Annotated in this window: 11 protein-coding genes, 1 pseudogene and 1 riboswitch; of the genes and pseudogenes, 7 read left to right on the plus strand and 5 right to left on the minus strand. The window is 63.9% G+C overall.

What is annotated here, in order from left to right; genetic code table 11:
- The first annotated feature begins 76 nt into the window (after positions 1–76).
- The 3 genes from RAC97_RS18255 (at position 77) to RAC97_RS18265 (ending at position 1299) form a co-directional block, all read left to right on the plus strand.
- Complete coding sequence (locus RAC97_RS18255; protein ID WP_375100860.1) at positions 77–262, plus strand: CPXCG motif-containing cysteine-rich protein; 186 nt, start codon at positions 77–79, stop codon at positions 260–262.
- Positions 262–522 carry a putative signal transducing protein gene (locus RAC97_RS18260; protein WP_375100859.1) on the plus strand — a complete coding sequence of 87 codons (261 nt, stop codon included), beginning with the start codon at positions 262–264 and terminating at the stop codon, positions 520–522. Before RAC97_RS18255 ends, RAC97_RS18260 begins: the two co-directional genes overlap by 1 nt.
- A gap of 156 nt (positions 523–678) precedes the next feature.
- Entirely contained in the window at positions 679–1299 is a 621-nt protein-coding gene (locus RAC97_RS18265; RefSeq protein WP_375100858.1) for an SOS response-associated peptidase, read from the plus strand.
- A gap of 43 nt (positions 1300–1342) precedes the next feature.
- Here RAC97_RS18265 and RAC97_RS18270 read toward each other — a convergent pair whose 3' ends face one another.
- Both RAC97_RS18270 and RAC97_RS18275 read right to left on the minus strand, forming a co-directional pair.
- Positions 1343–2185, minus strand: coding sequence for a methyl-accepting chemotaxis protein (locus RAC97_RS18270; RefSeq protein ID WP_377748296.1), 843 nt, complete (start codon positions 2183–2185; stop codon positions 1343–1345).
- A gap of 15 nt (positions 2186–2200) precedes the next feature.
- Positions 2201–3448 (minus strand): annotated as a pseudogene (locus RAC97_RS18275) (HAMP domain-containing protein); the annotation flags it as partial.
- A 151-nt stretch (positions 3449–3599) separates the two neighbouring features.
- Between RAC97_RS18275 and RAC97_RS18280 the strand changes: the two are divergent.
- Positions 3600–4415 carry a M48 family metallopeptidase gene (locus RAC97_RS18280; protein WP_375100857.1) on the plus strand — a complete coding sequence of 272 codons (816 nt, stop codon included), beginning with the start codon at positions 3600–3602 and terminating at the stop codon, positions 4413–4415.
- Between the two features lie 158 nt (positions 4416–4573).
- On the opposite strand, the gene RAC97_RS18285 is transcribed toward RAC97_RS18280, so the two are convergent.
- The 3 genes from RAC97_RS18285 to RAC97_RS18295 all read right to left on the minus strand — a co-directional run bounded on the left by RAC97_RS18285 (position 4574) and on the right by RAC97_RS18295 (position 7421).
- Entirely contained in the window at positions 4574–5161 is a 588-nt protein-coding gene (locus RAC97_RS18285) for a TMEM165/GDT1 family protein (protein ID WP_375100856.1), read from the minus strand.
- Positions 5162–5249: 88 nt separating this feature from the next.
- A riboswitch (yybP-ykoY riboswitch) is annotated at positions 5250–5370 on the minus strand.
- A gap of 41 nt (positions 5371–5411) precedes the next feature.
- The gene (locus RAC97_RS18290; protein ID WP_375100855.1) at positions 5412–6410 is read right to left on the minus strand and encodes a methyltransferase; all 999 of its coding nucleotides are present in this window, start codon (positions 6408–6410) and stop codon (positions 5412–5414) included.
- A gap of 51 nt (positions 6411–6461) precedes the next feature.
- Complete coding sequence (locus RAC97_RS18295; RefSeq protein ID WP_375100854.1) at positions 6462–7421, minus strand: 2-hydroxyacid dehydrogenase; 960 nt, start codon at positions 7419–7421, stop codon at positions 6462–6464.
- A 188-nt stretch (positions 7422–7609) separates the two neighbouring features.
- On the opposite strand from RAC97_RS18295, the gene RAC97_RS18300 reads away from it, so the two are divergent.
- From RAC97_RS18300 to RAC97_RS18310, 3 genes are all read left to right on the plus strand, one after another.
- Positions 7610–9292, plus strand: coding sequence for a fatty acid--CoA ligase (locus RAC97_RS18300; RefSeq protein ID WP_375100853.1), 1683 nt, complete (start codon positions 7610–7612; stop codon positions 9290–9292).
- A gap of 322 nt (positions 9293–9614) precedes the next feature.
- On the plus strand, positions 9615–11504 hold the full coding sequence (locus RAC97_RS18305; RefSeq protein ID WP_375100852.1) for a DUF1302 domain-containing protein: 1890 nt from the start codon (positions 9615–9617) through the stop codon (positions 11502–11504).
- Positions 11505–11528: 24 nt separating this feature from the next.
- Positions 11529–12893, plus strand: coding sequence for a DUF1329 domain-containing protein (locus RAC97_RS18310; RefSeq protein WP_375100851.1), 1365 nt, complete (start codon positions 11529–11531; stop codon positions 12891–12893).
- Positions 12894–13019: the final 126 nt, after the last annotated feature.

Consider the following 13019-nt stretch of genomic DNA (forward strand, 5'->3'; position numbering starts at 1 on the left):
AAAAACGGCTCGGACACACGCAGGCCCTGTAAATAGACCGGCAATTATACGCACAAGTCACTGCGCAGGCCCCAAGATGCTAGAGACCGACTTCTATCGTTGTCCTTATTGTGGCGAGTCGGTGGAAACCACGATCGACCTGTCTGGGGGCGATCAGGTCTACACCGAGGACTGTCAGGTATGCTGCCAGCCTATTGTGTTCATCCTGCAGGTGCACGGTGACGAATGGATGCTCGATGTACGACGCGAGGATGACGCTTGATGCAACGTATCTATGAACCGGCCAGCCTGATGGAGGCCGAGATGCTGGTGGGCATGCTGGCCAGCGAGGGCATCGAGGTGCATGTGGTCGGCCGCGACCTGGTCGGGGCCATGGGCGACCTGCCGATGCAGGGCCTGCTGGCCTTGGCGGTGACCGATGAGCAGGCCGGGTACGCACGCCAGCTGATCGATGAGTACAATGCGGCCCAGCCACTTGCCGGCGACGAACCGGAGAGTTTCCCCGGTACCCTGATCTGCTAGGGTCTGTCTGAAATGTGTCTGCGCGAAGGCCAGACAAGGCGAAACGGGGCGAGGAAGCGCAGTGTACTGTAGTACATGAGTATTCCGAGCCCCGTTTCAACGCAGTATGGACGAGTGCAGGCATATTTCAGACAGATTCTAGGTTGTTTTCGCCTTATGTGTGGACGTTACGCCCTCTTTCGCTGGACCCCCGGCTTCGCCGCCCTGCCGGGCTTTCCGAGCGACCAGCAAGCCCATTGGAACATCGCCCCCGGAGCCTCGGTGCTGATCCAGCGCCAGCTCGACGGCCAGCTGCAACTGGCCCGCGCGCGCTGGGGCCTGACCCCGCCATGGCTGACCGACCTCACCCGTACCCCGGCCCAGGCCCGCGCGGAAACCCTGGCCGATCAGCCGATGTTTCGCGGGGCGTTCCTTGAACGGCGTTGCCTGATGCCGGCCAATGGTTTCTACGAATGGCGGGGTACGGCACGCAAACGCCCGTACTGGTTGACGCCGGGCGAGGGCGCGTCGCTGTTCTATGCGGCGGTGTGGGAGGCGTACCCTGTGCAGGAGCAGGTTTGGCTCAGTTGCGCCGTGGTGACCCAGGCAGCGGTCAACCAGCGTCGGCCGTTGATTCTGGATGAAGCGGGGCAGGCGGCCTGGCTCGATCCGCAAACGCCAATCGCCAGGCTGCACGAGTTGCTGGCCAGCCCGCCCGCTGCGCTGCGCGAGCGGGCGCTGGCGAACTTCGTCAATAACCCCAAGCTGGATGCACCGGAGTGCCTGACCCCGGCGTGAAGCGGGCTTGTCCGCGAAGAAACCATCGCTGACGCCCCACCCATCAAACCCTGAACTGGTTGATCAGGCGCCGCTGCTGCTCGGCCAGCTTGGTCAGCTCGGCACTGGCCTGGCTCGACTCATCCGCCCCGCCGGCGACCTCGCCGGCCACCTGGCCGATATTGATGACGTTGCGGTTGATGTCCTCGGCCACCGCGCTCTGCTGTTCGGCAGCGCTGGCGATCTGCGTGTTCATGTCGTTGATCACCGACACCGCCTGGGTGATGCTTTCCAGCGCCTCTGCCGCACGGGTGGCCTGCTGCACGCTGTCGTCGGTCTTGCCCTGGCTGTCTTCCATCACCTTGACCACATCGCGGGTGCCTTGCTGAAGCTGCTGGATCATCTGCTGGATTTCTTCGGTGGCCTGCTGGGTCTTCTGAGCCAGGTTGCGCACTTCATCGGCGACCACCGCGAAGCCGCGCCCCTGCTCGCCAGCACGGGCGGCCTCGATGGCGGCGTTGAGTGCCAGCAGGTTGGTCTGCTCGGCAATGGCGCGGATCGCCACGAGAATGGCATTGATGTTCTCGCTGTCGCGCGCCAGGTCCTGCACAACCGTCACCGCGCGGCCAATCTCGCTGGCCAGCACACTGATCGAACGCGAGGTGTCGCGCACTATCTGCAAGCCCTGGTTGGCTGCCTGGTCGGCATTGCTTGCCGCGTGCGCCGCATGGGTGGCGTTGCGCGCCACGTCCTGGGCGGTGGCGGTCATTTCGTGCACGGCGGTGGCCACCTGGTCGATCTCGACCATCTGCTTGTGCACGCCCTGGTTGGTGCGAATGGCGATGTCGGCGGTGTGCTCGGACGAGTCGCTGACCTTCTGCACCGAGGTGACCACCTGGCTGATCATGGTCTGCAGCTTGGTCAGGAAGGTATTGAAGCCCTTGGCGATGGCGCCCAGCTCGTCGGCGCGGTCGCTTTGCAGGCGGCGGGTCAGGTCGCCTTCGCCCTGGGCGATGTCATCGAGCATTGCCACCATCTGGCGCAGCGGGCGGGCGATGCCGTGGGCCAGCAGCCAGATCACCAGCAGGCCCACGGCGGCAATGGCCAGGCCCACCAGCGTCATGCCGGTGATGTCGGTTTTGCGCTGCTCGGCCAGCTCGTTCTGCAAGTGCTTGGCGTCGGCCATCACCGTGCTCAGCGGCATTTCCAGCAGCAGCGCCCAGCGGGCGTCGGTGTTGGCGACCTTGAACGGCAGGAACAGCTCGATGCGATCCTTGCTCGAGTCGACCCTGTAGGTGATTTCCTCACCCTTGAGGCTGGCCAGTGTCGCAGCCTCGGAGGCGTCCAGCACGTCGCTGGCCTTCTCACCGAATTTCGTGGCATCGCGGGTATAGGCCACCAACCGGCCATTGCTCGAGACCAATGCCAGCTCGCCCGCACCGTCATACAGCTGACGGTCGGCCGCGTTGAGCAGGTCCTGAATGAAGTTGACCGACAGGTCGGCGCCAGCGATGCCCTGGAACTGTCCATTGACCAGGATCGGCTCGACGAACGAGGCGAGCATGACCATTTTGTCGCCGACCTTGTAGGGCGCCGGGTCGATCACGCAGGCCTTCAGGGTTTCCTTGGGGCAAAGGTAGTACTCGCTGGCGCGCACGCCGGTGGACAGCACGGTATGGTCGTTGACATCGATCAGGCGGTCGTAGCCCAGGCTGCCGTCGGCATTGCGGAACCACCAGGGTAGGAAGCGCTCGCTGTTGCTGTCGGCACGGTCCAGCGCGTTCGGCTCCCAGCCCAGGTAGGCACCCAGTACGCTGGGGTTGGTCTCCAGGGTACGCTTGAGCAGGTTGGCCAGGTGCGTGCGCTCTACCTGCAGCAGTGGGCTGCCGTCGCTGCCTTGCATGCCGATCAGGCTGCTGACGGTCGCCAGGCCGCGACTGAGCACCAAGGGGGCCTCCAGGCCGCGCTGGATCTCGCTGACCTGCGTGCGAGCCATCGACTCCAGGCGTTGCTGGATCACGCTCTCAAGCTGCTGCTGGGTGCGCTGCTGGACCAATGCCTGGGTGCGTTCGCTGGAGAACACCGCGTAGAGCACCAGGGCCGCGACGATGCTGAGGACGATGGCGCCGGCCAGGGCCGCGACGGAAAACTGGATCGACTTGAACTTCATTGCAAGAGCCCCGCACGTGGCGATCGGTTTCCCCTGTTATCGGCGGGGTAATACCAAAGCATGAGGCGGTGCGAAGAAATCTTCCCTGTGGCTATGGCGACAGCGGACAGCAGGCCCTAGGATACGGCGCATGTAGAAAGGGAGTGTTTCCATGCGTAGATCATTTGTACTCGGCATGCTGGGCGCCGGCCTTCTATTGGGCGGCTGCCAGGCGGTGAATACCACCAGTGGTGGCGCGGTGGGCGTTGAGCGCAAGCAGTACATGTTCAGTGCGCTGTCTACCGCTGAGGTCAACCAGATGTACGCGCAGTCGTACCAGCAGACCTTGAGCGAGGCGTCAGGCAAGGGCGTGCTGGACAAGTCCAGTGCCATCGCCAAGCGCGTGCAGCTCATCGCCGACCGGCTGATCGCCCAGGCCCCGCAGTTCCGCCCGGATGCTGCGCAGTGGCAATGGGAAGTCAACGTGATCAAGAGCGACGAGCTCAACGCCAACTGCGGCCCCGGCGGCAAGATCATCTTCTATACCGGCCTGATCGATAAGCTGCAGCTCACCGATGCCGAGATCGCGGCGGTGATGGGCCATGAGATCGCCCATGCCCTGCGCGAGCATGGCCGTGAAGCGATGTCCAAGGCCTATGGCGTGGAGATGGCCCGCCAAGGCGCCGGTGCCTTGTTCGGCCTGGGCCAGGACAGCATGGCGCTGGCCGACACCGTGGTGAACTACGCCATGACCTTGCCCAACAGCCGCTCCAACGAGAACGAGGCGGACCTGATCGGCCTGGAGCTTTCCGCTCGCGCCGGCTACGACCCGAATGCCGCGATCACCCTGTGGAACAAGATGAGCAAGGCATCCGAGGGCGCCCCGCCCGAGTTCATGAGCACCCACCCTGCCTCCAATACCCGTATCGCCTCGTTGCAGGCGGCTATTCCGAAGGTGATGCCGCTGTACCAGGCAGCGAAGAAGTAACCTGCAGGCGTTGGGGGCTGCTGCGCAGCCCCTGTACGAACGGGCTCGTCGGGCGCCGATCCGCCGAGAACACCGGCGAAGCCGGTGCCTGCTTCGCGGGCAAGCCCGCTCCTGCAGGTTCGCTGCCGTTTCCTGTAAGACCGGGTGTGCCTTGTGCCTCAGCCTACCCAGCCACTGGCCTGCATGGCCGTGTACACCGCCACCGCCGCCAGCACGAAGAACGCAGTCGCCGCCAGCCGGCGAATCAGCGTGAGCGGAAGCTTTTCTGCGGCGAAGTTGCCGGCGAGTACCACGGGCACGTTGGCGATCAGCATGCCCACGGTGGTGCCGATGATGACCATGATCAGGTGAGGGTACTGGGCAGCCAGCATCACCGTGGCCACTTGGGTCTTGTCACCGATTTCCGCCAGGAAGAACGCGATCAGTGTCGTCAGGAACGGCCCGAAGCGCCGTGCATTGCTGGTTTCGTCGTCATCCATCTTGTCCGGTATCAGCGTCCACAGGGCGGTGGCGGCGAAGCTCGCGGCGAGGATCCAGTGCAGCGTGACCGCGCTGAAGAAACCGCTGACCCAGGCGCCTACTGCGCCCGCCGCGGCGTGGTTGGCCAGGGTGGCGGCGACGATGCCGGCGATGATAGGCCAAGGCTTGCGAAAGCGTGCGGCGAGAATGAGCGCGAGCAGTTGCGTCTTGTCGCCGATTTCAGCGAGCGCAACGATGGCGGTGGGGACGAGTAGCGATTCCAGCATCAGATTTCCTACGGGGGCGGGTCGACACGGCTATGACACGTACAGCCTTCCCGCCCCGGGCAAGGTGTGCGTGTCATAGGTCTTGTCAAACCCCTGGCCCATCTGTGTGGGCCGTGAGGTCGCACGCGCCATGGCCTGTGGGCCAAGTATGTTGACGCGTACCGGGCGAGCAGGGCGCTCGCGGGAGACTACTCCCCTAGGACGGAGCGGATTCTGCCTAGCGAAATCGCTTTCGGCAAGCCCTAATTGTTCAACCCCGTGTTGCCTTGTAGATCCGGAAACCGTCCGCTTCGGCCAGGGTCTGGCAGTTGCCAAGGGCGCTTTCCAGGAGCGGTTGGTAGCGCAGGAAGCTATTGGCGACCAGGCGTATTTCGCCGCCCTTTACCAGGTTTCTGCCGGATTTTTGCAGCAAGTTCTCCGAAGCCTGATAGTCGGTATGAACGCCGGTATGAAACGGTGGATTGCTCAGGATCAAGGCCAGCCCTTGAGGTGCGGCATCGATACCGTCACCACTGATCACATCGCCTTCCAGTCCATTGGCAGCCAAGGTCAGGCGGCTGCTGGCAACGGCGAAGGCGTCGACGTCGAGCAAGGTCACGTGGCTTTGTGGATAACGCCGTTTCACCGTCGCGCCCAGCACGCCGGCGCCACAGCCGAAGTCCAGCACATGGCCGGTGGGCAAGCCGTCCAGGTGCTTGAGCAGCAGTGCGCTGCCGCGGTCCAGCCGGCCGTGGCTGAACACCCCCGGCAAGCTGACGATGTGCAGCGGGCCGTCCTCCAGTTCCAGTTCGAAGCGTTCGGCCAGGCTTTCCAGCGGCTTGGCCTGCGGTGCCTGGTCCACCGTCACCTCCCACAGCTGGCAGTGACGCGCGCTGTCCAGCTTGCGCGGCTTGCCGAAGGCCTGCAATTGCTTGGCCGCACCTTCGATGCCGCCGCGTTTCTCGCCCACCAGGTACAGCGTGCCGCCTGCCAGGCGCGCGGCCAGGGCGTTGAGCAGGTAGGCGGCAAGCTCGCGGGACTTGGGCAAGAACAGCACCGCAGCTTCGAAGGCCACCGCCGGGGCCTCGACGCCGTAGTGGCTGCGACCCGCGAAGCGCTCGTCCAGCCGGGCCTGGTCGCCGGCATGCCAGGTCCAGCCCTGGGCCTGCGGCAGTCGGCCGAGCAGGTCGTCGGCCGGTAGCCCTGCGAGCATCAGCGGGCCTTGGAACAGCTCGGCCTGGCGGAGCAACACTTCACTGCGCGGGTCCATGGACGACGTCTCCTGAAAAAAGTGGCGCAGTGTACCAGAGCTGCCGCTGCCTCAGCTGACCACGCGCAGCGGCTGGCCGGCGAGGAAGGCCTGGGCATTCTCGGCCAACTGGCCAACGATACGCTGGCGCGACTCCACCGCGCCCCAGGCGCTGTGCGGGGTCACGATCAGGCGCGGCACGTCTGCGGCCAGCAGCGGGTTGCCGTTGACCGGCGGCTCGACGCTCAACACATCGGTGGCGGCCCCGCCCAGATGGCCGTTGCGCAAGGCGTCGGCCAGGGCCTGTTCGTCGATCAGGCCGCCGCGCGCGGTGTTGACTACCAGTGCGCCGGGCTTGAGCAGGGCCAGCTCCCGGGCGCCGATCATGTGGCGGGTATGCTCGTTGAGCGGACAATGCAGGGTCAGCGCGTCGACCTGCGGCAGCAGTTCGTCCAGCGGCAGGCGCTCGGCCCGGACCGGGCGGCCGGGAATCTGCCCGCTCAGCACGCGCATGCCGAACGCTTCGGCCAGCCGCGCCACCGCGCCGCCCAGTTCGCCATGGCCAAGCAGGCCGAGGGTCTTGCCTTCGAGCTCGACGATTGGGAAGTCAAGCAGGCAGAACTGGCTGGCCTTGGCCCACTTTCCGTCCTTCACCGCCTGCTGGTAGTCGCACAGACGGGTGGCCAGGGCCAGCAGCAGCGCCAGGGTGTGCTGGGCTACCGACGGCGTGCCGTAGCCCTGGCAGTTGCACACGGTGATGCCCTGGGCGCGGGCGGCGGCCAGATCGACGTTGTTGGTGCCGGTGGCGGCCACCAGGATCAGTTTCAACTGCGGGTTGGCGGCCAGGACCTTGGCGTCGAGCATCACTTTGTTGCTGATGACTGCGGTGGCGCCGCGCAGGCGCTCGGCCACGTGTTCAGGTGCGGTGGTGGCATAGGGCTGGAAGCTGTCGAACTGCTTGACCAGCGGCGACAGGTCGAGGTCGCCCAGGTCAAGGGAATGGTGGTCGAGGAAAACGGCGTGCTGCGGCATCAGGGGCTCCGGACTCAATCGTGGGCTTCGCGGGGGCCTCAGATTGAAGCGCCGCGACGCTTGCCGTCAACGGTGCCGCTCATACCTCGCCTGGGCAAATCATTCCTTCGGCTGATTTGACCGGCGCGTCACCGTTCTACAGTAAGTGCCTGAATTGTCCGGCAAGCTTTCCAGAAAAAGGGATACCCATGTTGCAGACCCGCGTCATTCAGCCCGCAGAGGGCGCCTACACCTTCCCGCTGCTGATCAAGCGCCTGCTCATGTCCGGCAGCCGATATGAAAAGACCCGTGAAATCGTCTACCGCGACCAGTTGCGCCTGACCTACCCCCAGCTCAATGAGCGTATCGCCCGGCTGGCCAACGTGCTCACCGAGGCGGGGGTGAAAGCCGGCGACACCGTGGCGGTAATGGATTGGGACAGCCACCGCTACCTGGAGTGCATGTTCGCCATCCCGATGATCGGCGCGGTGGTGCATACGATCAACGTGCGCCTGTCGCCGGACCAGATCCTCTACACCATGAACCATGCCGAAGACCGCTTCGTGCTGGTCAACAGCGACTTCGTCGGCCTCTACCAGGCCATCGCCGGCCAGCTGACCACGGTGGACAAGACCGTGCTGCTCACCGACGGCCCGGACAAGACCGCCGATCTGCCAGGCCTGGTCGGCGAGTACGAGCAACTGCTCGCCGCCGCCAGTACGCATTACGACTTCCCCGACTTCGACGAGAACTCGGTAGCCACCACCTTCTACACCACCGGCACCACCGGTAACCCCAAGGGCGTGTACTTCACCCACCGCCAGCTGGTGCTGCACACCCTGGCCGAGACCTCGGTGCTCGGCAGCCTCGACAGCGTCCGCCTGCTGAGCAGCGATGACGTATACATGCCCATCACGCCGATGTTCCACGTGCATGCCTGGGGCATTCCCTATGCCGCCACCATGATGGGCATCAAGCAGGTGTACCCGGGGCGCTACGAGCCGGACATGCTGATCAAGCTGTGGCGGGATGAGAAGGTCACCTTCTCCCACTGCGTGCCGACCATCCTGCAGATGCTGCTCAACTGCCCGGGCGCCGCCGGCCAGGACTTCGGGGGCTGGAAGATCATCATCGGCGGCAGTGCGCTCAACCGCGCCTTGTACGAGGCGGCCTTGGCCCGGGGCATCCAGCTTACGGCGGCCTACGGCATGTCCGAGACCTGCCCGTTGATTTCCTGCGCGCACCTGAACGAGGAACTGAAGTCCGGCAGCGAGGACGAGCGTGTCACCTATCGAATCAAGGCGGGTGTGCCGGTACCGCTGGTAGAGGCGGCCATCGTCGATGGCGAGGGCAATTTCCTGCCCGCCGACGGCGAGACCCAGGGCGAGCTGGTGCTTCGCGCCCCGTGGCTGACCATGGGCTACTTCAACGAGCCGCAGAAGAGCGCAGAACTGTGGGCGGGTGGCTGGCTGCACACCGGCGATGTCGCGACCCTCGATGGCATGGGCTATATCGACATCCGCGACCGCATCAAGGATGTGATCAAGACCGGTGGCGAGTGGATTTCCTCCCTCGACCTCGAAGACCTGATCAGCCGTCACCCAGCCGTGCGTGAAGTGGCGGTGGTCGGGGTCGCCGACCCGCAGTGGGGCGAGCGGCCCTTCGCGCTGCTGGTGCTGCGTGACGAACACGTGCTGGACGCCAAGTTGCTCAAGGAACATCTCAAGCCGTTCGTCGAGCTCGGGCACATCAACAAGTGGGCGATTCCGAGCCAGATCGCCGTTGTTACTGAAATTCCCAAGACCAGCGTCGGCAAGCTCGACAAGAAGCGTATCCGCACGGATGTCACCGAGTGGCAAGCCAGTAACAGCACCTTCCTCTCCACCCTGTAACACTGTAGCGGGCCGCGCCGTTCTCGGCGCGGCCCCCGTGTTAGAGGGCATGGCGCCTTGTCAAACCTGGAAATTCAGCCATGCTTGAGCACTGCCAGCGCTTGGGAAGGCGCTCTGCGGCGCGCAGTCGGCAGCAGACGCAAATCACACTTTAGAGGGATCAAGCACCTGTAGTCGCTGGCTATAGTCGGGTCAGGGGATTTTCAGGAATGGGGGAGGGCGGTGCCATGGCGCCGCCACAGGCAGGAGCCTGCCTACGGGCGCTCGAGCCGTTTCTGAAAGGACTCACTGCCATAACAAAAAAGTACATGGAGTAGCGTCGATGAAATCTGCAAACCAGTTCTGGCGCCGGGCCAAGTTGCCCTTGGCCGTCAGCCTCGCTTCCACGCTCGCAAGTCCCGCGTTCGGTGTGAGTTTCAACATCGGCGAAATCGAAGGCCAGTTCGATTCATCGCTCTCCATTGGCGCCAGCTGGTCGACGGCCAACCCGAACAGAAACCTGATCGGCGTCAACAACGGCGGCAAGGGGCTCTCCCAGACCTCCGACGATGGCCACCTGAACTTCCGGAAGGGCGAGACCTTCTCCAAGATCTTCAAAGGCATCCACGACCTCGAGCTCAAGTACGGCGACACCGGCGTCTTCGTCCGTGGCAAGTACTGGTACGACTTCGAACTCAAGGACGAGAACCGCGAGTTCAAGGACATCAGCGACTCCAACCGCAAAGAGGGGGCCAAGTCCTCCGGAGCCCAGTTGCTCGATGCGTTCGTCTACCACAACTACAACATTGCCGACCTGCCGGGCACCGTGCGCCTGGGCAAGCAGGTGGTGAGCTGGGGTGAAAGCACCTTCATCGGCGGCGGCATCAACTCGATCAACCCGATCGACGTCTCGGCCTTCCGCCGTCCAGGCGCCGAGATCAAGGAAGGCCTGATCCCGGTCAACATGTTCTACCTGTCGCAGAGCATCACCGACAACCTGTCGGCCGAAGCCTTCTACCAGATCGAGTGGGACCAGACCGTCACCGACAACTGCGGCACCTTCTTCTCGCAGCCGGACATCATTTCCGACGGCTGTACCGACAACCTGCGCGTGCTCAACAGCAGCCGTGCCGTGCCGGCTGCGGCCCGAGGGTTCCTGGCTACCCAGGGCGTGAACCTCAACGAAGAAGGCGTATTGGTGCGCCGCGGCGCGGACCGCGATGCCCGTGACGGTGGCCAGTTCGGCGTGGCCCTGCGCTACATGTTCGAGCCTCTGGACACCGAGTTCGGCGCCTACTTCATGAACTACCACAGCCGTGCGCCGATCTTCAGCGCCACCGGTGCAGCGCCGTCGGTGTACGCAGGGCTCGCAGGCCTGCCTGCCGCGCTGCGTCCGTTGGCACCGCTGATCGTTGCGGGCAACTCGCAGTACTTCGTCGAGTACCCCGAGGACATTCGCCTGTACGGCCTGAGCTTCTCCACCACCCTGCCTACCGGCACGGCGTGGAGCGGTGAAATCAGCTACCGTCCGAATGCCCCGGTGCAGCTCAACACCACCGACATCCTCTATGCAGGCGTACGGCCGATCGGCGGCACCCTGGCCAATGCCTCGCTGCTCAATGGCATTCCAGGGCAGGACCTGCACGGCTACAACCGCAAGGAAATCACCCAGTTCCAGACCACCCTGACGCACTTCTTCGACCAGGTGATGGGCGCCAGCCGCATGACCGTGGTCGGCGAAGTCGGCGTTACCCATGTCGGTGGCTTGGAAAACGCCCGTGAAACCCGCTACGGTCGCGACCCGGTGTTCGGCCCTGGCCCGCTGCCACCTACCGCTGGCCTCGACACCTGCTCGGCGATCCTCAATACCGGCACCATCGGCGGCGCCGGACCTGGCGCTTCGGCCGACAACCGCAGCCGCAAATGCGAAAACGACGGCTACACCACCAGCACCTCGTGGGGCTATCGCGCCCGTGTGATCTGGGACTACAACGACGTCTTCGCTGGGGTCAACCTCAAGCCTAGCGTGGCTTGGTCCCACGACGTCTCGGGTTACTCGCCAGGCCCTGGCGGCAACTTCGAGGAAGGCCGCAAGGCGGTCAGCCTGGGTGTGGATGCCGAGTACCAGAACACCTACACGGCAAGCCTGTCGTACACCAACTTCTTCGATGGCAAGTACAGCACCGTGGATGATCGCGACTTCGTCGCCCTCAGCTTCGGCGTGAACTTCTAAGAACACTGATCCAGGACGACAACAATGAAAATGACCACAAGTCTGCTGAAAGCCGGTGTGCTGGGCATGTCCCTGCTGGCAACCAGCGTCATGGCTGCGGTTTCCGCCGACGAAGCGGCCAAGCTCGGTACCACCCTCACGCCGATGGGCGCCGAGAAGGCGGGGAACGCCGATGGCTCGATCGGTCCGTGGGAGCCGCTTGGCAAGAGCGCTGGCAGTGCCGACTCCAAGGGTTTCCTGTCCGACCCTTACGGTAGCGAGAAGCCGCTGTTCACCATCACCGCGCAAAACGTCCAGCAGTACAAGGACAAGCTGACCCCGGGCCAGCTGGCAATGTTCCAGCGCTACCCCGAGACCTACAAGCTTCCGGTGTACAAGACCCACCGTGGCGCCACCGTACCTGATGACGTGTTCGCCGCCATCAAGAAAAACGCCACCAACACCACCCTGGTCGAAGGCGGCAATGGCCTGAACAACTTCGATACGGCGGTGCCGTTCCCGATCCCGAAAAGCGGCCTCGAGGTGATCTGGAACCACATCACCCGCTACCGCGGTGGCAGCGTGACGCGCCTGGTAACCCAGGCTACGCCGCAGCCGAACGGCTCCTACAGCCTGGTGTACTTCAAGGACCAGTTCGTCTTCCGCGACAAGATGAAGGACTACAACCCGGCCGACCCGGGCAACGTACTCTTCTACTTCATGCAGGAAGTGACCGCTCCGGCACGCCTGGCCGGTACCGTGCTGCTGGTTCACGAAACCCTCGACCAGGTCAAGGAACCGCGCAAGGCGTGGATCTACAACGCCGGCCAGCGCCGTGTGCGTCAGGCACCGCAGGTTTCCTACGACGGCCCAGGTACCGCCGCCGATGGTCTGCGTACTTCCGACAACCTGGACATGTTCAACGGCGCGCCAGACCGCTACGACTGGAAGCTCGAAGGCAAGAAGGAGCTGTACATCGCCTCCAACGCCTACAAGCTGGATGATCCGAAGCTGAAGTACGGCGACATCATCAAGGCCGGCCACATCAACCAGGACCTCGCCCGCTACGAACTGCGCCGTGTGTGGCACGTGGTCGCGACCCTCAAGCCGGGCCAGCGCCACATCTATGCCAAGCGTGACTTCTACATCGACGAAGACACCTGGCAAGCGGCGGTGATCGACCAGTACGACGGCCGCAACCAGTTGTGGCGTGTGTCCGAGGCCCATGCCCAGCCGTACTACAACGTGCAGGTGCCGTGGTACACCCTGGAAGCCATCTATGACCTGCAATCGGGTCGCTACCTGGCACTGGGCATGAAGAACGAAGAGAAGAGCGCCTACAACTTCGGCTTCACGGCCAGCAAGGCCGACTTCCAGCCAGCCGCCCTGCGTCAGTCCGGGGTGCGTTGACCTGAAGCTGTACACCTGTGTTTGACCTTCCAGAACGCCCCGGCTTGCCGGGGCGTTTCTGTTTTGGAAAAAATAGCGCGATATAAACGATGCTGATGTCCATCAGGGTTGTTTCTTTTTGTCGTA

Origin of the sequence: Pseudomonas sp. LS_2, from assembly GCF_042709235.1 — a bacterium.
GTDB lineage: Bacteria > Pseudomonadota > Gammaproteobacteria > Pseudomonadales > Pseudomonadaceae > Aquipseudomonas.

Excerpts from the sequence above, each read along its gene's own strand:
- RAC97_RS18255 (WP_375100860.1), top strand. The coding sequence starts at position 77 with ATGCTAGAGACCGACTTCTATCGTTGTCCTTATTGTGGCGAGTCGGTG.
- RAC97_RS18260 (WP_375100859.1), top strand. The coding sequence starts at position 262 with ATGCAACGTATCTATGAACCGGCCAGCCTGATGGAGGCCGAGATGCTG.
- RAC97_RS18265 (WP_375100858.1), top strand. The coding sequence starts at position 679 with ATGTGTGGACGTTACGCCCTCTTTCGCTGGACCCCCGGCTTCGCCGCC.
- RAC97_RS18270 (WP_377748296.1), bottom strand. The coding sequence starts at position 2,185 with ATGATCAGCCAGGTGGTCACCTCGGTGCAGAAGGTCAGCGACTCGTCC.
- RAC97_RS18280 (WP_375100857.1), top strand. The coding sequence starts at position 3,600 with ATGCGTAGATCATTTGTACTCGGCATGCTGGGCGCCGGCCTTCTATTG.
- RAC97_RS18285 (WP_375100856.1), bottom strand. The coding sequence starts at position 5,161 with ATGCTGGAATCGCTACTCGTCCCCACCGCCATCGTTGCGCTCGCTGAA.
- RAC97_RS18290 (WP_375100855.1), bottom strand. The coding sequence starts at position 6,410 with ATGGACCCGCGCAGTGAAGTGTTGCTCCGCCAGGCCGAGCTGTTCCAA.
- RAC97_RS18295 (WP_375100854.1), bottom strand. The coding sequence starts at position 7,421 with ATGCCGCAGCACGCCGTTTTCCTCGACCACCATTCCCTTGACCTGGGC.
- RAC97_RS18300 (WP_375100853.1), top strand. The coding sequence starts at position 7,610 with ATGTTGCAGACCCGCGTCATTCAGCCCGCAGAGGGCGCCTACACCTTC.
- RAC97_RS18305 (WP_375100852.1), top strand. The coding sequence starts at position 9,615 with ATGAAATCTGCAAACCAGTTCTGGCGCCGGGCCAAGTTGCCCTTGGCC.
- RAC97_RS18310 (WP_375100851.1), top strand. The coding sequence starts at position 11,529 with ATGAAAATGACCACAAGTCTGCTGAAAGCCGGTGTGCTGGGCATGTCC.